A 20,396-nucleotide genomic window follows, 5' to 3' on the forward strand; every position below is an offset into this window, starting at 1 on the left:
GAGACGAAGCGGCGAGCGCGTCGCCGCACATCGATGGTGTCAGCAGGATGAGCGGGGGGCGCTATCAGTTCCGGACAGCGCCGACCGTGGTGACGGCCTCGGCGGAGGCGCTGCGGTGGTGCGGCGAGAGCACCGAAAGCTGGACCGGGGTGGCGGGCATGTCCGCGCGGGTCAGCGTTGCCACAGGCGCCTGCTGGTCGGCGGCGGAAGCGCCGATAACCGTGAGCTGATGCTGGGTCGCCGGGAAGGACGAGACTTCGTAGGTCGGAAGCTCGCCGGCGGCGGCCGCCTGCAGCGTGGCGAAAGCGAGCAGAGTGCCCGGAATCAGATATTTCGCGAAGGTCATGGGAAGCCCTTTGGTTGACGAAGTGTTCGATCGCGTGATCCGCAATCGCATTCCGCCTTCCTTGACCGCTCCCTAAACCTGGTTTGCTTGTAAGTTACGCGGGCCCCGTTTGACAATTCATTGTTTTGCGATGCAACAAAAAAGGCAGTGAGATACCTGTCTCAATTCGGATTACGAATGACATGATTGCGATCTGTGATGATCGTCGCCCGGAGTCACAACGGCACGCGCGCGAAAGCGAATCGGAATCCATCAGTTAATTGGGATCGCGAATCGCACACGGCCCGCTAATCTTGCCGGGGACCCGCTGACCTCTCGTCCCCGCAGATCTGCGTTCATGGTGAAATTGCGATCAGAAGGATCGGATATGGTCGTTCATCGCGGATGGCCCGCCGTCCGAACTGTGATCCGCTCCGCCGTCGTGATCCTGGTCTCGGCAGCGGCTGCCCCTGCCCAAGACGCGCATTGGTCTCCATTTTGGGATGAATTGGCGGCACGATCCGATGCAAAGGTCATTGATGGTGTCAGCGACAAGGGCGAGCCGACGCGGCGGATCGAGCTCTCATCGGGGGTGTCGTTCGATTTAGAGCGGCATGCAGATCAAATCACCAGCATGGGGAGCGACCATACCGGCCTTGGAGCGGTCCAATGCAGTTGGGAGATCTATGTCGCGGTCCGATCCTACGTCGAAGCATGCGTCCCGGGTGAAGATCGGACCTTTGAAGTTGATCTGGATGATGCGATCAAGCGCATGAATGACTTTATTGTCGAGAACAGCCTCGTCCCGGTGACCAAGTCGCAGCTTCAGGATGCTGTCGGGCAACGCAAGCGGCAGGTTGGAGAGGCTGTGCGCGGGCGGTCCAACGGCGATCGCACCAAGCAATGCGAAGCGGACGCTGTTCGTCCGATCAGTCTCGCATTGAGGTCGATGTCTCACGACGCGCGGGTTTTAAATCTGAATAGGCTCTTGTCCGTCAAGCGACCGCCTGTGATGAACCCCTGCCTCTGAGGGTGCCGCCCGCGCTCACTGTTTCCCGTTCAAATCCTCCTCCAGCGATAACTTCAATTCCAACAGCGAGCGTCCCACGATGGAGCGCAAGCTCGGATCGATCAGGATCGCTTCATTGATGTTGGCGCGGGCATCAGCCAGTTCGCCCTTGCCCAGCAAAGCCAGCCCGCGGCCCATATAGGCGCAGGCGCGGCGCGGATCGAGTTTGAGAGCATGGCTGAAGTCGGCAATCGCTCGGTCGTGCTCGCCCTTCTTGTTCCAGACCAGACCGCGATCACAATAGATCCCGGCGTCCGCGAAGGTGAATCGGATCGCTCGATCAAAGTCGGCGAGGGCACGATCGAGTGCGCCGAGCCGTCGCCATAGCTCGCCTCGATCACGAAACGCGGTGGGGTCGTCTGGAGCGACACGAATCGCCGCATCATAGTCCGCGAGCGCGCGATCGGTATCACCCTTGGATTCCCAGGCCTTGGCGCGTTTCCTGAAAGCGGTCGCATCACGCGGGTTGCGTTCAATCGCCCGATCGAACGCAGCTATCGCTTGCTCGATCTCGCCTTGAAGCGCGTTTGCGTCCGTCTCCTGCTGGTCGTGTGGCTCGCTGGCCGTTATTGGCGCGGGTGGGACAGCAGCGACCTCGATCCGTGCTTGTCCGGTATCTTCATCAGCTCTGCTCGTCCCGATGCTCGTCGCATGTTCACCTTCGACGATGCTGGTTACCGGAATCCAGACGAGCTGTGCAACCATGGCGACGCCGAATATCACCACAGCAATGGCGCCGCTGAGGTATTTCCAGCTGACAGTATCGTTTCGATCAATGCGAAGCGGACTATGGAACAGCATGGTGATCTCCTACCGCGCAGTTCATGCAGATGTGATCCGGACGGCGGTGCGTTCGGGTCGACGAGGACGAACGCCATTCGCGCCTAGACACGATCCTCGGCGACGAAGACCTGAAGGCACTTAAGGTGCTCTGACCGAAGTCTTGACCGCCGTCACGCCGTTCGCAGGACGACTGAGTAACCGGCGCCATCCTTGGCGATCGTGCCAAGTCCGGGCCATGGGAAATGCGTGCCGCAGATCAGCATCCTGTCTGCAACGACCCGATCCATCAGCTTGCGGCGGCTGGTCTCGGCAAGCACCGCATCCTGGTCGAAAACGCCGTGCCAGCCCGGGTGTGCCGCGCACAAAGCCGGCACATAGACGGTGTCGTTGGAAAACATCAGCTGTTCGTTCCCGGAGCTAAGGTGGAACGCCGTATGCCCCGGTGTGTGGCCTGGCGCGCTCACAAAGCGGATTCCTGGCACGACCTCGTCTTCACCATCGACCGGAAGCACGTTCTTCCACATGGCCACGACGGCCTGAATGCGCCGCGCGAGCGGTCGGCGCGCCTCCGGCAGTCGATCGATCACCGCCGGATCGGTCCAGAACTTGTGCTCGGCCGCCGGAACGATGATCTCGGCCGAAGGAAATACCGGCGCATCAGTGTTCTTTCCGAGCAGCCCAAATATGTGATCGGGATGGTAATGCGAGACGAGGACCGTTTCGATCTGCTTGGGATCGATCCCCGCTTCCTTCAGGTGCCGGACCATCTTGCCGGAGACGAACACCGATTGAGGGTTGAACGCCTGCACCTGATCACCGCCGCCAGCGTCGCACAGAATGATCTTGCCCTTCAACTTGACGACGAAAACGGTGATCGGAATTGTGACGAAGTCGGTTGTAAATCCACCGGCTGCCAGGGCCTGCTTTGTCTCATCGATGCTGGCATTGCTGAAATAGGCTGGGTCATGGACCTTTTCCCAGATGCCATCATAGAGCGCGATGATCTCTGCCTCGCCGACCGTATATCGGAAATGACCGCGGGGCGGGTCCGGTGTCTTCGCGCGCACCTGTTGCGCGTGTTGCGCTTGATGCTTGTGTCGCGCGTGGTGCCGGTGTCGCGCGGCAGCAGCAGTCGGTAAGCTCAGCCAGCCATCAAGCCCGAACGCAGCCGAGGCCACGGCGGCTGACACGATGAAATCTCTGCGAGTTGTCGTGGGCATAGGGCCCTCCCGATCGCATTAGTTCCCCGCTTTGGTGGCCCGATATTTAAGGGCCGGCCGGAACTGCGCCGGGCGCCAATTTGCGCCTGTTGGCAAATTTCGCGATCGCTGTAAGGCCGCCGCTAGGCAATAGTGTGGCGAGCATCATTAAAAATGCTCATGTGGTGATCCGGATAACTACTGACATGGGTGCTTGCGCACCGCTTTGCCCAGCGGACGGCGACTGATCAGCTTACGAATTCGTCGCGCTTGTAGCCCTGAGCGTAGAGCAGGGCGGTGAGATCGCCATGATCGATGCGCGCGCTCGCGGCGGCCGAGACCGCAGGCTTGGCATGATAGGCGACGCCGAGGCCGGCGGCCTCGATCATGCCGAGATCGTTGGCGCCGTCGCCGACCGCGAGCGTATCGATCTCGTCGAGGTCGAAGGATTCACGCAATTCGAGCAGGGTCGCAAGCTTGGCGGCGCGGCCGATGATCGGCTCGCGCACCTCGCCGGTCAATCTGCCGGCGTCGATCACGAGCTCGTTGGCCCGGTTCTCCTGGAAGCCGAGTTTGGCCGCGATCGCATTGGTGAACAGGGTGAAGCCGCCGGAGATCAGGCAGGTATAGGCGCCATGGGCGCGCATCGTCATCACCAGCTCGCGCCCGCCCGGGGTGGTCACGATCCGCTTCCGCAGCACCTCGTCGACCACGCTGACCGGCAGGTCCTTCAGCAATGCGACGCGTTCGCGTAGCGCCGGCTCGAACGCGATCTCGCCGCGCATCGCGCGTTCGGTGATGGCGGAGACATGCTGCTTCAGCCCGGCGAAGTCGGCGAGCTCGTCGATGCACTCCTGGCCGATCATGGTGGAATCCATGTCGGCGAGAAAAAGTTTCTTGCGCCGGGCCGCGGCAGGCTGCACGACAATGTCGATCGGCATGTCACCGCGCAGATCGCGCAGGCGGGCCTCGATCGCATGCACCTCACCCTCGCCTTCGAAGGGGATGTCGATCGCGACCTCGTCGAACAGCCATTGGGGTGTGCCGGGCGATGGCAGCACGGCGAGGAATGCCTCGACGATCGTGGTGTCGAGCGCGGGATCGGCGGGATTGCAGATGAAGGTGGCGACGAGAGACATCAGGTGACTTCGGAGACCGACAGTAAAGCCGTGCTTATCGCAGGGCCGACCGCCAGCGGCAAGTCGGCGTTGGCGTTCGAGCTTGCAGAAAAAATTGGCGGTGTGGTCGTCAACGCCGATTCCATGCAGGTCTACCGCGATTTGCGCGTGCTGACGGCCCGGCCGGCACCCGAGGAAGAGGCCCAGCTGCCGCACCGCCTCTACGGCCATGTCGATGCTGCCGTGAACTATTCAGCCGGGCTTTACGTTACCGATGCCGCCAAGGTGCTGGAAGAGGAGGTGAGCGCGGGACGGCGACTGATCTTCATCGGCGGCACCGGGCTGTATTTCAAGGCGCTGACACGTGGCTTGTCCGCGGTCCCGCCGGTGCCGGAGGAGATTCGAGAGGCGGTGCGGAACAGGCTCGAGCGCGCGGGCGTCGAGGCGCTGCATGCGGAACTTGCGCAGCGTGATCCCGAGGCCGCCGCACGGCTGAAGCCGCGCGACCGCACCCGAATTGCACGGGCGCTCGAGGTGATCGAAGCGACGGGGCGGCCGCTCGCCGACTGGCACTGCGAGGGGCAGCCTCCGCTGCTGCACGAAGGTGCATACCAGGCACTGTTCCTGGCACCGGGTCGCGAGACGCTCTACGCGCGGATCGACGCCCGGTTCGACGCGATGCTGAAAGCGGGTGCAATCGAGGAGGTGGAGCGGCTTGCCGCACGCGGGCTCGATCCGCTGCTGCCCGCCATGAAGGCGCATGGCGTGCCGGCGCTGATCCGCTATCTCAAGGGCGAGCTGACGCTGGAGGAAGCCGCCGCGATCGGCAAGGCCGATACCCGCCACTATGCGAAGCGCCAGTTCACCTGGTTCCGGCACCAGCTACCGGAGTTCCAATGGATGCCGCCGGAGGCGGCCCGAGGGTGGGTGGCAGGCCATTCGTAAAGTTTCAGCGATTCTACCTGCCCCCCATTCTCCGTCGTTCCGGGGCGCGCGGAAGCGCGAACCCGGAACCTAGAAGTTTGGGGCAGGCTGCCGGTCTGGTTCACCATCGCGCGCGGTCATCTCGGGATTCCGGGTTCGACGCTGGCGCGCCGCCCCGGAATGACGGCATCGGCCAAATTCCCTCTCGCCGAATGCCGAAATCCGCGTTAACCTGACAAAATCGCGCTGATGGCGCCGCTGTGCCTTGACATTGAGGCATCTCGGGCTATGTTCGCGCAACCTTTGGGAAGTCCGCTCGGCATCATGCGCAACTTTATTGCCATTCTCCTTATCGCCGTCGTACCCAGGCGCACCGCCGGGGATGGCTAGCGGCCATCTGAAATCCGAGCGGTGCGCAGGGCCTCTTGGGGCCCTTTTTTATTGCCCAAACCACCACGAAGCCGACAGACCACCCTGATACCATCGAAAGCCGCTGACAGCAGCGATCCGGAGCCAGCCATGAGCGACAAGAGCCACGATCCGAACCAGATGACCGGCGCCGCAATGATTGTGCGCGCGCTCATCGACCACGGCGTGCAGCACATTTTCGGCTATCCCGGCGGTGCGGTGCTTCCGATCTATGACGAGATTTTCCAGCAGACCGAGATGCAGCACATCCTGGTCCGCCACGAGCAGGGTGCCGGCCATGCGGCGGAGGGCTATGCGCGCTCCACCGGCAAGCCCGGCGTCGTGCTGGTGACCTCGGGCCCGGGCGCCACCAACATGGTGACGCCCTTGGCGGATGCGCTGATGGATTCGATTCCCTTGGTCTGCATCACCGGCCAGGTGCCAACGCATCTGATCGGCAACGACGCCTTCCAGGAATGCGACACGGTCGGCATCACGCGCCCCTGTACCAAGCACAACTGGCTGGTCCGCAACGTCAACGATCTCGCCAAGGTCCTGCACGAGGCCTTCTATGTCGCCACCTCAGGGCGTCCGGGTCCCGTCGTCGTTGACGTGCCCAAGGACGTGCAGTTTGCGACCGGCACCTATCATCCGCCGCGCAAGTCGGACGTTCACGTCTCCTACGCGCCGCGCGTCAAGGGCGACGCGATGCAGATCCGCAAGGCGGTGGCGCTGCTCGCCTCCGCCAAGCGCCCGATCATCTATTCCGGCGGTGGCGTGATCAATTCGGGGCCAGAAGCCTCGAAACTGTTGCGCGAGCTGGTCGAGATCACCGGCTTTCCGATCACCTCGACCTTGATGGGCCTGGGCGCCTATCCCGCCTCGGGCAAGAACTGGCTCGGCATGCTCGGCATGCACGGCACCTACGAAGCTAACATGGCGATGCATGATTGCGACGTCATGCTGTGCGTCGGCGCGCGCTTCGACGACCGCATCACCGGCCGCACCGACGCGTTCTCGCCGGGCTCGAAGAAGATCCACATCGATATCGATCCGTCCTCGATCAACAAGAACATCCGCGTCGACATCCCGATCATCGGCGATTGCGGCGACGTGCTCGGCGACATCCTCCAGGTGTTCAAGGCCGAGGCGAAGAAGCCTGATGTCAAGGGCTGGTGGGGCGAGATCGCCACCTGGCGGGCGCGCAAGTCGCTGGCCTACAAGCCGAACCGTGACGTGATCATGCCGCAATACGCGATCCAGCGCCTGTTTGAGCTGACGCGCGGGCGCGACACCTACATCACGACCGAGGTCGGACAGCACCAGATGTGGGCGGCGCAGTTCTACGGCTTCGAGGAGCCGCACCGCTGGATGACCTCGGGCGGTCTCGGCACCATGGGCTATGGCCTGCCGGCCGCGATCGGCGTGCAGGTCGCCCATCCCGACAGCCTCGTCATCGACATCGGCGGCGATGCCTCGGTGCAGATGACGATGCAGGAGATGTCGACCGCCGTGCAGTTCGATCTGCCGGTCAAGATCTTCATCCTCAACAACAGCTACATGGGCATGGTGCGGCAGTGGCAGCAGCTGCTACACGGCAACCGCTTGTCGCATTCCTACTCCGAAGCGCTGCCGGATTTCGTCAAGCTGGCGGAGGCCTATGGCGGCGTCGGCCTGCAGGTCTCCAAGCCTGCCGATCTCGACGGCGCGATTCTGGAGATGATCTCGGTGAAGAAGCCGGTGCTGTTCGACTGCCGCGTCGCGGCGCTGGAGAACTGCTTCCCGATGATCCCCTCCGGCAAGGCGCATAACGAGATGATCCTGCCGACGGAGGCCGCGGACCCGGCCGCCTTTTTTGCCAGCGGCAAGGCGCTGGTTTGAGAGTGGAGCGGCAGTGTCATGAAAGCACAAAGCACATCACGCAGAACGCTGCCATCGCCCGGCTTGCCGCCTTCGCTAAAGCTTCGGCGCGCCTCGCGCTCGTGGCCGCGTCGGAGCCTCGGCGGAGACGGGACCGGGCGATCCAGTACGCCGAGCCAGCGTTGCCTTGCGCGCTGCTGGTGTTTACTGGATGCCCGCCTTCGCGGGCATGACGTCGGGGGGAGGCGGCATGTTCACCCTCGCTGAGCTGGAAGGCGCCCACGCCATCGTCTCCGCCGCGGTGCCGCCGACGCCGGCGCATGCCTGGCCGCTGCTCGCACAGCGGCTCGGCACTCACGTCGTGGTCAAGCACGAGAACCACACGCCGGCCGGCGCCTTCAAGGTGCGCGGCGGGCTTACATACGTCGATCGTCTCAAGCGTGCGCATCCCGACACGCGCGGGCTGATCACGGCCACGCGCGGCAATCACGGCCAGAGCGTCGCCTTCGCCGGACGCCGTCATGGTCTGCCGGTGACGATCTATGTGCCGAAAGGAAATTCGGTCGAGAAGAATCGTGCGATGGCGGCGTTCGGCGCCGAGCTCATCGAGCATGGCCATGATTTCCAGGAGGCGCGCGAGGAGGCCATCCGGCACGCCGCCCGTGACGGCCTGCAGATGGTGCCGTCGTTCCATCCGGATATCGTGCTCGGCGTGGCCACCTACGCGCTGGAGCTGTTTCGCGCGGCTCCCGACCTGGACCTGCTGTATGTGCCGGTCGGGCAGGGCTCGGGCACCTGCGGCTGCATCCTGGCGCGCGACCTGCTCGGGCTGAAAACCGAGATCGTCGGCGTGCAGTCGACCGAAGCGCCGTCCTACGCGCTGTCGTTTGCCGCGCGCACCGTGGTTGCAACCAACAGCGCAAATACGCACGCCGACGGCCTCGCCACCCGCAGCCCTGATGCCGATGCGCTCGCGATCATCCTGAAGGGGGCTTCGCGCATCGTGCAGGTCACGGACGCGGAGATCGCGGATGCGATCCGGATTCTATGGACCGATACGCATAATCTCGCGGAAGGCGCCGGCGCGGCGCCGCTCGCGGCCGCGCTGCAGGAGAAGGGCAGGCTCGCCGGTAAACGCGTCGGCCTGGTGCTGTCCGGCGGCAACATCGATCTCGACCTGTTCAGGAGCTGGGTGATGCCGGCTGCCGTCACTGCAGAGAAGGCGGGTGCCGCATGACGGGCACTCAGCGCGCCACAAACACAACTGTCATCGCCCGACTTGATCGGGCGATCCAGTACGCCGCGACGGTCGTGAGTCCCACGACTGCTGGTGATTACTGGATGCCCGCTTTCGCGGGCATGACGGAAGAATAAGGGGAAACACATGAACCAGCCTGCATCGGCCTATTTCATCGAAGACCGTCACGATCCGAACGAGACGCACACGCTTGCGGTGCTGGTGCAGAACGAGCCCGGCGTGCTGGCGCGCGTGATCGGCCTGTTCTCGGGCCGCGGCTACAACATCGAGAGTCTCACGGTCTCCGAGACCGAGAGCCAGAAGCATCTGTCGCGGATCACCATCGTCACCACGGGTACGCCGATGGTGATCGAGCAGATCAAGCATCAGCTCGACCGCATGATTCCGGTCTATCGCGTCGTCGACATGACGCTGTCGGGGCGCGCGATCGAGCGCGAGCTTGCCATGGTCAAGGTGCGCGGCACCGGTGAGCCCCGCGTCGAGGCGCTGCGGCTGGCGGATGCGTTCCGCGCCCGGGTGATCGATGCCACTACCGAGAGCTTCGTGTTCGAGATCACCGGCAATAGCGGCAAGATCAACCAGTTCATCGACCTGATGCGTCCGCTCGGTCTGGTCGAAGTGTCGCGAACGGGCGTGGCTGCGATCGGACGGGGACCCGAGGGGATGTGAGTCATGCTGGCGCGCGACTGGTACTATAACGAGCGGAGTAGGATCGGCCTCGACAATGCGGTCGCCTCGATCTGCGGCGCGGCCGACGACGCCGATCTGCGCGCCCGCGCGGCGCTGAAGATGCTCGGGGTGAAGCCGGGCTGGCGCGTCGCCGATATCGGCTGCGGCAATGGCGTGCTCGCCTGCGAAGCCGCGCTGATCGGGGCCGAGGTCGACGCCATCGACATTTCGCCGGCGATGCTCGCGCTTGCCGAACTCTATACCCGCGATCGCCGCGCCGCCGTCCGCACCCAGTCCGCGGGCCTGCTGTCGTTCGCCTATGAGCCCAATTCCTACGACCTGATCGTCAGCGAGTTCACGCTGCATCATCTGCCGGACTTCTGGAAGGCAGTGGCGCTGGCGCGGATCTTCGCGGCGCTGAAGCCCGGCGCGAACTTCTTCCTGCGTGACATCGTCTATGTCGGCATGCCCGACGGAACCGAGCGCTCGATCGAGCAATGGGCCGACTTCGCGATCAAGAACCATGATTTTTCGCGCGACAGCGTCATCACCCATATGCGTGACGAAAACTCGACCTTCGCCTGGGTGATGGAGCGGCTGCTGACCGAGGCCGGCTTCACCCTGATCTCGGCGGACTATCATGCGCCGTTGCACGGCACCTATCTGCTGCAGAAGCCGGCGGAGCAGGGCTGAGCGCCATGTCGCAGCAACTGCTCTGGGCCTTCGTGATCTTCGCGCTGGTGATGGCGTTCACGCCGGGGCCGAACAACATCATGCTGCTGTCGTCGGGCGTCTCCTACGGCTTCCGCCGCACCGTGCCGCACATGCTCGGCGTCAGCTTCGGCTTCGCCTTCATGGTCGGCGCGGTCGGCTTCGGCCTGGGCGCGATCTTCATCGCCTATCCGGTGCTGCAGACTGTCCTGAAATATCTCGGTGCGGCCTATCTGATCTATCTCGCAGCCGTGATCGCGATGTCCGGCTCGACCAAGCCGGAGGAGAGCAGGAGCCGCCGCCCCATGACCTTCTGGGGCGCGGCGATCTTCCAATGGGTCAATGCCAAGGGCTGGGTGATGGTGATCGGCACCATCACCGCCTATGCCGCGATCGCACGCTTTCCCGTCAATATCGTGCTGCAGAGCGCGATCAGCTTTGCGATGGCGGTCGGCTCGACCATTACCTGGACGCTGTTCGGGACCGCGCTGCGGCCGCTGCTCAACTCCGAACGCGCAGTGCGCGCCTTCAACATCGTGATGGCGATTTTACTACTCGCCTCGCTCTATCCCGTCTTCATGGACGCATGAGGGAGGTTCTCGCCATGCGGATTGAGGGTTTCCCATGCGCGCCAAAATGCTCTAGACAACGGCCGAATTTCTATCGGGCGGCCGTCGCCTGAGTTTCAACTGTAACGGACTATCAGCCAATTCCGGCCACTGAAGAGGAACGACCATGCGTGTTTACTACGATCGCGACGCCGACCTGAACCTGATCAAGGGCAAGAAGGTCGTCATCGTCGGCTATGGCAGCCAGGGCCACGCCCATGCGCTGAACCTGAAGGATTCCGGCGTCAAGGAGGTCGCGATCGCGCTGCGCAAGGGCTCCGCGTCGGCCAAGAAGGCGGAAGCCGCCGGTTTCAAGGTGATGGAAGTCGCTGAGGCCGCGAAGTGGGCCGATCTCGTGATGATGCTCACGCCCGACGAACTGCAGGGCGACATCTACCGCGAGCATTTGCACGACAACATGAAAAAGGGCGCGGCGCTGGTGTTCGCCCACGGCCTCAACGTGCATTTCAATCTTCTTGATCCACGGGCAGACCTCGACGTGCTGATGATCGCGCCCAAGGGCCCCGGCCACACCGTGCGCTCGGAATATCAGCGCGGCGGCGGCGTGCCCTGCCTGATCGCGATCGCCAAGGATTCCTCCGGCAACGCCCATGACCTCGGCCTGTCCTACGCCTCGGCGATCGGCGGCGGCCGCGCCGGCATCATCGAGACCACCTTCAAGGAAGAGTGCGAGACCGACCTGTTCGGCGAGCAGGCGGTGCTCTGCGGTGGCCTGGTCGAGCTGATCAAGGCCGGCTACGAGACGCTCACCGAGGCCGGCTACGCGCCGGAGATGGCCTATTTCGAGTGCCTGCACGAGGTGAAGCTGATCGTCGACCTGATCTACGAAGGCGGCATCGCCAATATGAACTACTCGATCTCCAATACCGCGGAATACGGCGAGTATGTCACCGGGCCGCGCATCGTCACCGCCGAGACCAAGAAGGAGATGAAGCGGGTGCTCGACGACATCCAGTCCGGCCGCTTCGCGCGCGACTGGATGCTGGAAAACAAGGTCAACCAGACCTCGTTCAAGGCCACCCGCGCTAAGCTCGCCCAGCACCCGATCGAGGAAGTCGGCGCTCGGCTCCGCGACATGATGCCCTGGATCAAGAAGGGCGCGCTGGTCGACAAATCGAAGAACTGAGGCTTGATCCCCGTTCTTGGTCACGAGATCGCGCAGGCGCGATCTCGATGATCAAGAAGGGCGCTTTGGTCGACAAGAGCAAGTACTAAGTCGGTTATCTCTGCTAGGTGCGGGATCGTGGGTTCGCCTGCGATCCCGTTGTCGTTTGTCCGTCCTCAACGGGATGATAGTTCCGAGCTATCTTGCAGAAACTCGTTGCACTCCCTTTCTCCGTTCTTTCTGGGCTGCGACGAGCGTCGCTCGCGCTCCCGCGAGCGGCTCCTTGTGGTGAAGCGCATCGCACCCGGCGGTCAGGCGATATACGGCAGAACAACCCGGCTCTGTCGATCTGCGCCGGTATGAATGCGGTTGACGCCTCCGAACTCGGCCGCGGGCCGATCGGCTGAGTCATTGTGCAGGAACAGACCCGATCCCTTCATCAGGCCCTTCGTTCCGGGCCGCTCGAAGTCTTTGCCACCGATCGTCAACCCGAGTCGATAGCCGGCCGGACAGACGATGCTGGTGGGCCATATCTCAACATCGACCTCATATACCTCCTCGGGGCGCAACTTCGCGCTGTCATCATGGGGATGGTAGGGACGATAGGGCGTCGATCGAGCGGGATCGATCTTGCGCTGCGAGGCGCGAAGCCAGCCTTGCGATACGGGGGCCTTTGGATCGTTGGCACCCGTAAAGACGACCTCTGTCCCGTCGGGATCAAAGGCGCGAAGCGTGACGAAGATATCCATGTCCGTCGTCGAGGATGACACGAATAGTTTTGCAGCACCAGGACCGGTGAACTCCGAATCTGCCGCGAACGGCGCGGTGAGGAAGATGATTTCGTCCTCGAGCGCGCGATATGCCGTTGACGATGGCGACGCAGGCCGGTCCGTCGACATCGTCATCGTTGTGGCGTCGAGATAAAAATTGTCCCACCTTGTTCGTGGCAGCGGCCACGTATCTGCCTTGCGTCGGTAATGACCACGCGGGTCGCGTATCGTCAGCTGAACCGGCGGCTCATTGTGAAATCCGTTATTTTTTCCTTTCAGGAAGTAATCGAAGAATCGTTTCTGCAGCGCGACGGCCTGCGGCAGATACATCGAGGCAAAATGCGTATCCGTATGCAATTCGAGCCACTTTTCGGGCGAGGCGGCCTCGGTGAAGCCCGTGATGTTACCGCGTAGGTGAAGACCGAGTCCGCCCCAATTGCCGGCGGACAGAAACGGTGTCTTGATGCGAGCTGCAACGGGCGTGCGCAGCTTGAAATACGCATCATCGAATGGATGTTGCTGGCCGGCGGAATAGACATTCGACAGATTGCCCGGAAGCAGCTTCGGATTGATCTCGGGGCCTGTCGACCGCTCCCCGGTGAAGCGATCGCGATAGGGGCTTGTGCCATTGCCGTTCTGGTTCACCGCGATCTGCGTGTCCCACAACAGCTTGAGGAAAGCCGACGAAAAGATCCCGCCATGGCGATAGAAGTCCCGATAGTGATCGAACAGGCCTTCCCACGGGATCATTGCCGCAAGGTGCGGCGGTTGGAGAGCGGCGACCTGCCACTGCTTGACGGCCAAGTAGGACACCCCGAGCAGACCCACTTTGCCGTTGGACCAGGGTTGAACGCCAGCCCATTCGATCGCGTCATAGAAATCGCGCGTCTGGAGCGGCGACATCATCTCGTAGAAGCCCGGGGACTTTCCGGTGCCGCGTGCGTCGATAACCACGATCGCATAGCCGTCCGGAATCCAGCGCTGTGGGTCGGGTATTTCCCAGGTCAGATATCTGCCGTCAGAGTCGCCGCGCACGATTTCGGGATGGTCGCGCAGGACAATGTCCCAATACCTCTTGAAGTCGACCGCGACATCGGAGTCTTTCCCATAGGGCGTAAACGCAAGTATCGGCGGAACCTTGCCGCTGACATGGCGTGGACGAAAGATATTACAGCAGAGAACGTGCCCGTCGCTCATTGGAATGGGTACGTCTTTCTCGACTATCAAGTCGCCATCCGAGGACGGGCCGCCCGGAATCGTCATCATTGCTTTCACCTCACACTCGCGTGCTGCCGGCGGCGCGAAGCTGCGCACGACCGGCTTGTTTCGCAGAGTAGCGGCGCTAGACGATGAATGTATTGGAAAAGCCGGACATGGCGAGCGCGGCATTCAGACTGCCGTATTTTGCCGCCGACGTGGACCTCAACAGCGCATCGGGCGGGTGGCCCGTCATGAGCTTGAAATCGTGAATCAGATGAGCCTGGTCGGAATAGCCGCAGGCGTAGGTTATCTCGGCCCAATTCGCGCCGCGGCGACGTGCGGTGACGGCCTTTCCGAGGCGGACGATCCGGGCAAAGCGCTTGATGCTCGTTCCTATCAGGGTGTGAAATCGGCGGGACAGTTGCCGTTCGCCGATGTCGAGGCCTGAGGCCAAGTCTCGCACCGAGCAATTGGGATGATGCAGCAATGTCTGCACGGCGCGTCGTACCATGAGATCTGTCGTGTCTCGACGGATACGACTCAACAGAAAACGTTGGATCAATCGCGCTCGCTCGGATCCATCTCTCGCTTCTCCCAGCATATCCTCGAGCCGAGATACCGCGATGGGGCCAAAAAGATCGCGGAGCCCGATATTGGCGTCTGTGAACTCGTTGAGGCCGTAACCCGTCAGCGCCGAAGCTGCCTCCGGCTTCAGGTGAATGATGAGAGCACCGACCGGTCCGGTGGGGCGTATCGTAATCGTTCCGGTTTGGACCCCTGTCATTCTTTGCCGGGAATTTCCGGGATTGATGCGCTGGTCCGATTCTGTCGGAGCCCGATAGTGGACACACAATGTCGGTGCAGCGGACGGCAGCACTTTGAACGAAACGCCGCGTGCCAGCTCCGGATGGGCAAGGTCAACGTCCCAAATCACATCGACCACGTCGGCAATCTTCGGGTGCGGAGCAAAGAATTTGAACCCGGACAAGGGAGCCTCGACAAGTGATATGGTTCGATTGGCCTGGGGTATGAAGCCGCCTCATCGTTGAGCGTTCTGTGACGCGTCGACGACCACTCAACATAGCAACTTATGAGCGGTCCGTATTGTATAAAGCAGACATTTGAGGGACGCATCACATGCCAGGGCGGCGGCCGTCAGAGCTGCGAGGATGCTGTCGATCCCCTCCCAACCGCCGGTGCTATCGCGTGTTACAACTGAAATAATCCGCTGATGATATCGAGCGTTCGCTCGTTTGACGGAACCCCGGCCGATGCCGACTGAGCTGATGCCGCGCGAAAGCGGTGGGGATAGATGCATCGGGTTGTTGGCATCCAGCGCCGCCGGCGCCGCGCGCCTTCTCGATCGGAAGGAACTGATGAGCTGCATCATCGCCTGAGAGACCTCGCGATCAAACAATCAGCGCGGGCCACGCACGTCGGCTTCTTACAATACAGACGCGGGTCGGCCCGGCTACCAAGCTGCCTGTTAGTCGGACAACCTAACAAGCAGCTGGAGAGGATTGAAATGAGGCCGAACAACGGAAGGCGCGGCGCGGTCCAAAAAGTTTCGTTTCTTATGATTGGATCACTGATGAACTTGAGTCTCGCTATCGCTCCTGCGCGGGCTGAGGATACCGAACTGGTCCGTGGCAAATATCTCGTGACCGTCGGCGGCTGCACCGATTGTCATACGCCCGGCCATCTGCTTGGAAAGCCGGACATGACCAGATTCCTGGCTGGTTCGGATGTAGGCTTTGCGATTCCGGGCATGGGAGTCTTTGTGGGCCGCAATTTGACATCGGACAAGGCGACCGGCCTCGGTTCCTGGACGCGAGAGCAGATCGCCACCGCCATCACGACAGGCAAGCGGCCGGACGGTCGCGTGCTCGCCCCTGCCATGCCCTGGAGAGCCTACGCACAGTTGACGAAGACGGACGCACTGTCCATCGCGGCATATCTGCAAAGTCTGCCGCCGGTGAGGCATGATGTCCCCGGCCCGTTCGGTCCCGACGAAAAAGTATCGGTCTTTGTGATGGATGTCCTGCCGGCCAATGTGCACAACGGCTTGCAGCAGTCCGCAAATGGGCAACCGGCGCCGACCCAATCCAAGTAATGGATCCGCTCGGGATCGCGACCCTTTGCCTTGCCCTCGTACTCGAGGACCGTCCGCGGACAGATGCGATGCCGGCAGGACGTCCCCGAACTGCGGCAGGCCGTGGTCCCGTTGCCGTTTCTACGCGTCCCAGAGCTGGACGATATGCCCCGGCGAGACCTCGCGATACTGCCGCGCCGGCGGCTGATAGTCGGGCGCGCGGACCGGACTCCTGATCTCATCGTTCGATATGCCGCGCCTGGTGGTGCGGCGTGCCGGATCGGGGATCGGCACCGCAGCCATCAACTTCTTGGTGTAGGGATGCTGCGGCTCGCCGAATACCGCCGCGCGCGGACCGATCTCGACGATCTCGCCGAGATACATCACCGCCACGCGGTGGCTCATCCGCTCGACCACCGCCATATCGTGCGAGATGAAGAGGTAGGACAGCTTCATGCTGTCCTGCAGCTCCAGCATCAGATTGACCACCTGCGCCTTGACCGAGACGTCGAGGGCTGACACCGCCTCGTCCGCAATGATCAGCTTGGGCTGAAGCGCGAGCGCGCGGGCAATGCAGATGCGCTGCCGCTGGCCGCCGGAGAATTCGTGCGGATAGCGCCGTGCCATGTCCGCGCTCAGTCCGACGCGGACCAGGAGATCGGCGACTTTGTCGCGGGCCTCCGACGCCGCGGCAAGCCCGTTGGCGTGGAGCGGCGCGGCGATTGCCGCTCCGACCGACATGCGCGGATTGAGGCTCGCGAACGGGTCCTGGAACACGATCTGCATGCGCCGGCGCAAGGCGCGCAGCTCGCGCGCGCCCATGCCGAGCACATCCTCGCCGTCGACCACGACCGAACCGCTGTCCGGGGTGATCAGCTTGAGGATCGAGCGGCCGGTCGTCGACTTGCCGCAGCCGGACTCGCCGACCAGCGCCAGCGTCTCTCCGGCGTGAAGACTGAATGAGACGTTCTCGACGGCGTGCACGCGGCCCGCGATCCTGCCGAACAGGCCGGAGCGGATCGGAAAGCGCGTGGTCAGGTGCTTGACCTCGAGCACCGGCCGTTCGGTGCGCGCCACCGTGTCCGGCATCTCCACCGGCGTGTCAGACCCGCCGGTGACCTTATCGACGATCGGAAACCGCATGGGCTGCGTGCGCCCCGCCATGGAGCCGAGGCGCGGCACCGCCGAGAGCAGCGCGCGCGTATAGGCATGTGAGGGTGCGGTGAAGATCCGTGTAGTCCGGTCGGTCTCGACGGCCTCTCCGTGATACATCACCACGGTCCGGTCAGCGACCTCCGCGACCACGCCCATGTCATGGGTGATGAACAGGATCGACATGCCCTCGTCCTGCTGCAGCTCCTTCAAGAGTTCGACGATCTGCGCCTGGATCGTGACGTCGAGCGCCGTGGTCGGCTCGTCGGCGATCAACAGTTTGGGCTTGCAGGCCAGCGCCATCGCGATCATGACGCGCTGGCGCATCCCGCCGGAGAAGTGATGCGGATAGTCGGCGAACCGCGAAATGGCGGCGGGGATGCGGACATGATCGAGCAGGCGGATGCTCTCGGCCTCCGCCGCGGCGCGTGACAGGCCACGGTGATAGACCAGTGCCTCTGAGATCTGCGTTCCGATGGTCAGCACCGGATTAAGGCTCGTCATCGGCTCCTGGAAGATCATCGCGATCTCGTTGCCGCGGACCTCGCGCATGGCCTGCTCAGGCAAGGTCAGCAGCTCGCGCCCCGCAAGCCGGACACTGCCCTCGATGCGGCCACTCTGTTGCGGGATCAGCCGCATGATCGACAGCGCCGTCACGCTCTTGCCCGAGCCGGACTCGCCGACGATCGCCACGGTCTCTCGCGCGGCGACATCGAAGGAGATGTTGCGCACCACGGGAAGCCATTGCCTGTCGCGGCTGAACGACGTGGTCAGTCCCGTGACCGACAGGACCGGTGTTGCGACGGCGTCGGAGCAGGCTGGCGGGACAGGGCTCGTCATCATCAGTCCGGATCGTCAGTAGCCGCGGTCACGATCGACGCGTCCGGGCAGGGCCTCGCCGCGGTGGTGGCGTGCGATGGTATCGAGCACGTAGTCCACCGCCGCCGCCGGCGAGGTCATGCTGGCGATGTGCGGGGTCAGCAGGATGCGCGGGTGGTTCCAGAACGGATGGTCCGCAGGCAGCGGCTCACGCTCGGCGACGTCGAGCACGGCCGCCGACAGCATCCCTTGCGACAGCGCCGCCAGCAGATCGGCCTCGACCAGATGTCCGCCGCGTCCGACATTGACCAGGCTGGCACCGCGCGGCAGCCGCGCGAACAGCGCTTGGTTCAGGATGCCGCGCGTTTCCTCGGTCAATGGCAGCAGACAAATCAGGATATCGGTGTGCGCCAGGAAGTCCGGCAAGGCATCCGCGCCTGCATAGCAGTCGACGCCGTCGATGGTTCGTGGCGATCGGCTCCAGCCTGCCAGCGGGAAGCCGAACGATGTAAGCCGGTCGAGCACGGCCTGGCCGAGCATGCCGAGCCCCATCACGCCGACGCGGCGCTTGGCCGCCGGTGTGATCCGGATCTCGTGCCAGCTCTGCTCGCGTTGCTGCGCGATGTAGTTGACGAGATTGCGGTGCAGGGCGAGCACGGCCATGGTGACATATTCCACCATGCTCTCGGCGATGCCGGGCTCCATCATGCGGATCAGCGGAATGTGCGGGGGAAGTTTGGAGAGATCGAACTGATCTGCGCCCGCTCCGACGGAAAAGATCAGCTCGAGATTCGGGAAGGCTGTGCCTACATCCTCAGGCGGCATCCATGCCGCGAGATAGCGCACGTCCTTAGGTTCGCCGACGTCAGGCCAGAGGCGGAACGGCAGTTCGGGCGCGCGCGCCGCAAAGAAGCGCGCCCACTCCGCGCCGCGCTCCGTATTGGCCTTGTACAGGAAGGTCATGGGTCGCCTCGCTAGAACAGGCCAACCGGCGCGAGCGGCCGGCCGTCGACGAGGCGCGCATAACTGTAAGCGGCCGGATCGACCAGCGGCGTGTCGCCGGTGACGACATCGGCGGCGAGCTTGCCGGCGGCAGGACCGATGCCGAAGCCGTGACCGCTGAAGCCGGTCGCGAGATAGAAGCCGGGCAGGGGATCGACCTTGGAGATCACCGGAATGGTGTCGGGCGTGGTGTCGATGGTGCCGCCCCAGGCTTCTGCGATCTTGATCTCCTTCAAGTCGGGATTCGCCTTGATCAGCTCGGCCAGCGCCGAGTTGACCAGCGACATGTCGGGTGCCGGATCGCGCACGCGCTCGGCCTCGAACGGCGACGGCTTGTCCAGGCTCCACTGGGTGCCGCGGATGATCTGATCGAAGAACGATTTGCCGAACGACAGCTTCAGCCCCTTCCGGCGCTCTCTGTAGGTCGGCAGGAAGGCGCGCGCATAGCGGAACAGGTCCGGCGACAGTTCGACCGTGCCGCGGCCACGCAGCGCCAGCGTGAAGCCGCCGTCGAGGCGGCGGCGGATGCAATAGAGATCGGTGCCGAGCGCGCCGGAGGTGATCTCCGGCCCCGGCGTGGTCCGGCAGGCGGTGGCGTTGACGAGCCCGATCGGCAGCTCGATGCCATGGCGCCGACAGAACAGCGAGGACCATGCGCCACCCGCGAGCAGCACGGCGCCGGTGCGAATGGGGCCTTTCTCGGTGACCACGGCGCTGACGCGTCCGCCCTCGGTTTCGAGCCCGCGCGCCGCGCAGTCCTGGTGGATGGTGACGCCATGCTTGCGTGCGGCGATGGCCAGTGCGGGCACCGCCATTGACGGCTCGGCGCGGCCATCGCTCGGCGTGTGCAGGCCGCCGACCCAGTGATCGGTGTTGCCGGGCATGCGCTCGGCGACTTCGGCGGGCGACAGCACCGTCGAGTGCACCTGCTGCTCGCGCGCGATCGCGGCCCATTTTTCCCAGGCGGCCAGCTCTTCCGGGTTCTTGGTCAGGAACAGCACGCCGGTGCGGCGGAAGCCGGCATCGACGCCGGCCTCGTTCTGCATGTCCTCCCACAGCCGCAGCGCCTCGCGCGCGAGCGGGATCTCGGCGCGGGCGCGGCCCTGCTGGCGGCACCAACCCCAATTCCGGCTGGACTGCTCGGCGCCGACATGCCCCTTCTCGATCAGCGCAACCGAGAGTCCCTTCTTTGCCAGATGATAGGCTGCCGAGACGCCGATGACGCCGCCGCCGATGACGACGACATCGGCCTGCGCCGGCAAGCGTTCATCGCTTGCGATGCGGTTGAGCGGCGGGGACATGG

Annotated in this window: 19 protein-coding genes; 10 read left to right on the top strand and 9 right to left on the bottom strand. The window is 63.5% G+C overall.

The window, feature by feature from the left end; all coding sequences use genetic code 11:
• Window positions 1-64: 64 nt before the first annotated feature.
• Window positions 65-346, bottom strand: coding sequence for a hypothetical protein (locus ACQR1W_RS22780; protein ID WP_008972116.1), 282 nt, complete (start codon window positions 344-346; stop codon window positions 65-67).
• Between the two features lie 367 nt (window positions 347-713).
• Between ACQR1W_RS22780 and ACQR1W_RS22785 the strand changes: the two genes are divergently transcribed.
• A complete protein-coding gene (locus tag ACQR1W_RS22785) occupies window positions 714-1,355 on the top strand; it encodes a hypothetical protein (protein WP_434852881.1) in 642 nt (213 codons plus the stop codon).
• A gap of 15 nt (window positions 1,356-1,370) precedes the next feature.
• Here the strand turns inward: ACQR1W_RS22785 and ACQR1W_RS22790 are convergent, their stop codons facing one another.
• The 3 genes from ACQR1W_RS22790 to serB all read right to left on the bottom strand — a co-directional run bounded on the left by ACQR1W_RS22790 (window position 1,371) and on the right by serB (window position 4,515).
• Window positions 1,371-2,195, bottom strand: coding sequence for a tetratricopeptide repeat protein (locus ACQR1W_RS22790; protein ID WP_434852882.1), 825 nt, complete (start codon window positions 2,193-2,195; stop codon window positions 1,371-1,373).
• A 152-nt stretch (window positions 2,196-2,347) separates the two neighbouring features.
• Window positions 2,348-3,397 carry an MBL fold metallo-hydrolase gene (locus ACQR1W_RS22795; protein WP_434852883.1) on the bottom strand — a complete coding sequence of 350 codons (1,050 nt, stop codon included), beginning with the start codon at window positions 3,395-3,397 and terminating at the stop codon, window positions 2,348-2,350.
• A 227-nt stretch (window positions 3,398-3,624) separates the two neighbouring features.
• Window positions 3,625-4,515, bottom strand: coding sequence for a phosphoserine phosphatase SerB (gene serB / locus ACQR1W_RS22800; protein WP_434852884.1), 891 nt, complete (start codon window positions 4,513-4,515; stop codon window positions 3,625-3,627).
• A gap of 3 nt (window positions 4,516-4,518) precedes the next feature.
• Here serB and miaA point away from each other — a divergent pair, with 3 nt between their 5' ends.
• The 7 genes from miaA to ilvC all read left to right on the top strand — a co-directional run bounded on the left by miaA (window position 4,519) and on the right by ilvC (window position 12,079).
• Entirely contained in the window at window positions 4,519-5,439 is a 921-nt protein-coding gene (gene miaA, locus ACQR1W_RS22805; protein ID WP_434852885.1) for a tRNA (adenosine(37)-N6)-dimethylallyltransferase MiaA, read from the top strand.
• 498 nt (window positions 5,440-5,937) lie between these two features.
• Entirely contained in the window at window positions 5,938-7,707 is a 1,770-nt protein-coding gene (locus ACQR1W_RS22810) for an acetolactate synthase 3 large subunit (RefSeq protein WP_434852886.1), read from the top strand.
• A 229-nt stretch (window positions 7,708-7,936) separates the two neighbouring features.
• Window positions 7,937-8,923, top strand: coding sequence for a threonine dehydratase (locus ACQR1W_RS22815; RefSeq protein ID WP_434852887.1), 987 nt, complete (start codon window positions 7,937-7,939; stop codon window positions 8,921-8,923).
• A 147-nt stretch (window positions 8,924-9,070) separates the two neighbouring features.
• Window positions 9,071-9,613 (top strand): acetolactate synthase small subunit, encoded by a 543-nt coding sequence (gene ilvN / locus ACQR1W_RS22820; RefSeq protein WP_008972126.1) that lies wholly within the window; start codon window positions 9,071-9,073, stop codon window positions 9,611-9,613.
• A 3-nt stretch (window positions 9,614-9,616) separates the two neighbouring features.
• A complete protein-coding gene (locus ACQR1W_RS22825) occupies window positions 9,617-10,306 on the top strand; it encodes a class I SAM-dependent methyltransferase (protein WP_434852888.1) in 690 nt (229 codons plus the stop codon).
• Between the two features lie 5 nt (window positions 10,307-10,311).
• Entirely contained in the window at window positions 10,312-10,914 is a 603-nt protein-coding gene (locus ACQR1W_RS22830; protein ID WP_434852889.1) for a LysE family translocator, read from the top strand.
• A 145-nt stretch (window positions 10,915-11,059) separates the two neighbouring features.
• Entirely contained in the window at window positions 11,060-12,079 is a 1,020-nt protein-coding gene (gene ilvC / locus ACQR1W_RS22835; protein WP_008972129.1) for a ketol-acid reductoisomerase, read from the top strand.
• 290 nt (window positions 12,080-12,369) lie between these two features.
• On the opposite strand, the gene ACQR1W_RS22840 is transcribed toward ilvC, so the two are convergent.
• Complete coding sequence (locus ACQR1W_RS22840; protein WP_434852890.1) at window positions 12,370-14,142, bottom strand: CocE/NonD family hydrolase; 1,773 nt, start codon at window positions 14,140-14,142, stop codon at window positions 12,370-12,372.
• A gap of 28 nt (window positions 14,143-14,170) precedes the next feature.
• A complete protein-coding gene (locus ACQR1W_RS22845; protein WP_434852891.1) occupies window positions 14,171-15,016 on the bottom strand; it encodes a helix-turn-helix domain-containing protein in 846 nt (281 codons plus the stop codon).
• Between the two features lie 283 nt (window positions 15,017-15,299).
• Between ACQR1W_RS22845 and ACQR1W_RS22850 the strand changes: the two genes are divergently transcribed.
• Window positions 15,300-15,425: a hypothetical protein gene (locus ACQR1W_RS22850; RefSeq protein ID WP_434852892.1), complete on the top strand. Its 126-nt coding sequence runs from the start codon at window positions 15,300-15,302 to the stop codon at window positions 15,423-15,425.
• Between the two features lie 194 nt (window positions 15,426-15,619).
• A complete protein-coding gene (locus ACQR1W_RS22855) occupies window positions 15,620-16,141 on the top strand; it encodes a cytochrome c (RefSeq protein ID WP_434852987.1) in 522 nt (173 codons plus the stop codon).
• Between the two features lie 120 nt (window positions 16,142-16,261).
• Here the strand turns inward: ACQR1W_RS22855 and ACQR1W_RS22860 are convergent, their stop codons facing one another.
• Genes ACQR1W_RS22860 through ACQR1W_RS22870 form a run of 3 tightly spaced genes read right to left on the bottom strand, consistent with a single transcriptional unit; the run spans window position 16,262 to window position 20,394 of the window.
• On the bottom strand, window positions 16,262-18,115 hold the full coding sequence (locus ACQR1W_RS22860) for an ABC transporter ATP-binding protein (protein WP_434852893.1): 1,854 nt from the start codon (window positions 18,113-18,115) through the stop codon (window positions 16,262-16,264).
• Between the two features lie 12 nt (window positions 18,116-18,127).
• Window positions 18,128-19,054 (bottom strand): 2-hydroxyacid dehydrogenase, encoded by a 927-nt coding sequence (locus ACQR1W_RS22865; RefSeq protein ID WP_434852894.1) that lies wholly within the window; start codon window positions 19,052-19,054, stop codon window positions 18,128-18,130.
• 11 nt (window positions 19,055-19,065) lie between these two features.
• Window positions 19,066-20,394, bottom strand: coding sequence for an NAD(P)/FAD-dependent oxidoreductase (locus ACQR1W_RS22870; RefSeq protein ID WP_434852895.1), 1,329 nt, complete (start codon window positions 20,392-20,394; stop codon window positions 19,066-19,068).
• Between the last annotated feature and the right edge of the window lie 2 nt (window positions 20,395-20,396).

It is taken from the genome of Bradyrhizobium sp. HKCCYLS1011 (assembly GCF_051167795.1).
Taxonomy (GTDB): Bacteria; Pseudomonadota; Alphaproteobacteria; order Rhizobiales; family Xanthobacteraceae; genus Bradyrhizobium.

Coding starts and splice junctions, on each gene's coding strand:
- ACQR1W_RS22780 (WP_008972116.1), bottom strand. CDS start 346: ATGACCTTCGCGAAATATCTGATTCCGGGCACTCTGCTCGCTTTCGCC.
- ACQR1W_RS22785 (WP_434852881.1), top strand. CDS start 714: ATGGTCGTTCATCGCGGATGGCCCGCCGTCCGAACTGTGATCCGCTCC.
- ACQR1W_RS22790 (WP_434852882.1), bottom strand. CDS start 2,195: ATGCTGTTCCATAGTCCGCTTCGCATTGATCGAAACGATACTGTCAGC.
- ACQR1W_RS22795 (WP_434852883.1), bottom strand. CDS start 3,397: ATGCCCACGACAACTCGCAGAGATTTCATCGTGTCAGCCGCCGTGGCC.
- serB (WP_434852884.1), bottom strand. CDS start 4,515: ATGTCTCTCGTCGCCACCTTCATCTGCAATCCCGCCGATCCCGCGCTC.
- ACQR1W_RS22810 (WP_434852886.1), top strand. CDS start 5,938: ATGAGCGACAAGAGCCACGATCCGAACCAGATGACCGGCGCCGCAATG.
- ACQR1W_RS22815 (WP_434852887.1), top strand. CDS start 7,937: ATGTTCACCCTCGCTGAGCTGGAAGGCGCCCACGCCATCGTCTCCGCC.
- ilvN (WP_008972126.1), top strand. CDS start 9,071: ATGAACCAGCCTGCATCGGCCTATTTCATCGAAGACCGTCACGATCCG.
- ACQR1W_RS22825 (WP_434852888.1), top strand. CDS start 9,617: ATGCTGGCGCGCGACTGGTACTATAACGAGCGGAGTAGGATCGGCCTC.
- ACQR1W_RS22830 (WP_434852889.1), top strand. CDS start 10,312: ATGTCGCAGCAACTGCTCTGGGCCTTCGTGATCTTCGCGCTGGTGATG.
- ilvC (WP_008972129.1), top strand. CDS start 11,060: ATGCGTGTTTACTACGATCGCGACGCCGACCTGAACCTGATCAAGGGC.
- ACQR1W_RS22850 (WP_434852892.1), top strand. CDS start 15,300: ATGCCGACTGAGCTGATGCCGCGCGAAAGCGGTGGGGATAGATGCATC.
- ACQR1W_RS22855 (WP_434852987.1), top strand. CDS start 15,620: ATGAACTTGAGTCTCGCTATCGCTCCTGCGCGGGCTGAGGATACCGAA.
- ACQR1W_RS22860 (WP_434852893.1), bottom strand. CDS start 18,115: ATGATGACGAGCCCTGTCCCGCCAGCCTGCTCCGACGCCGTCGCAACA.
- ACQR1W_RS22865 (WP_434852894.1), bottom strand. CDS start 19,054: ATGACCTTCCTGTACAAGGCCAATACGGAGCGCGGCGCGGAGTGGGCG.
- ACQR1W_RS22870 (WP_434852895.1), bottom strand. CDS start 20,394: ATGTCCCCGCCGCTCAACCGCATCGCAAGCGATGAACGCTTGCCGGCG.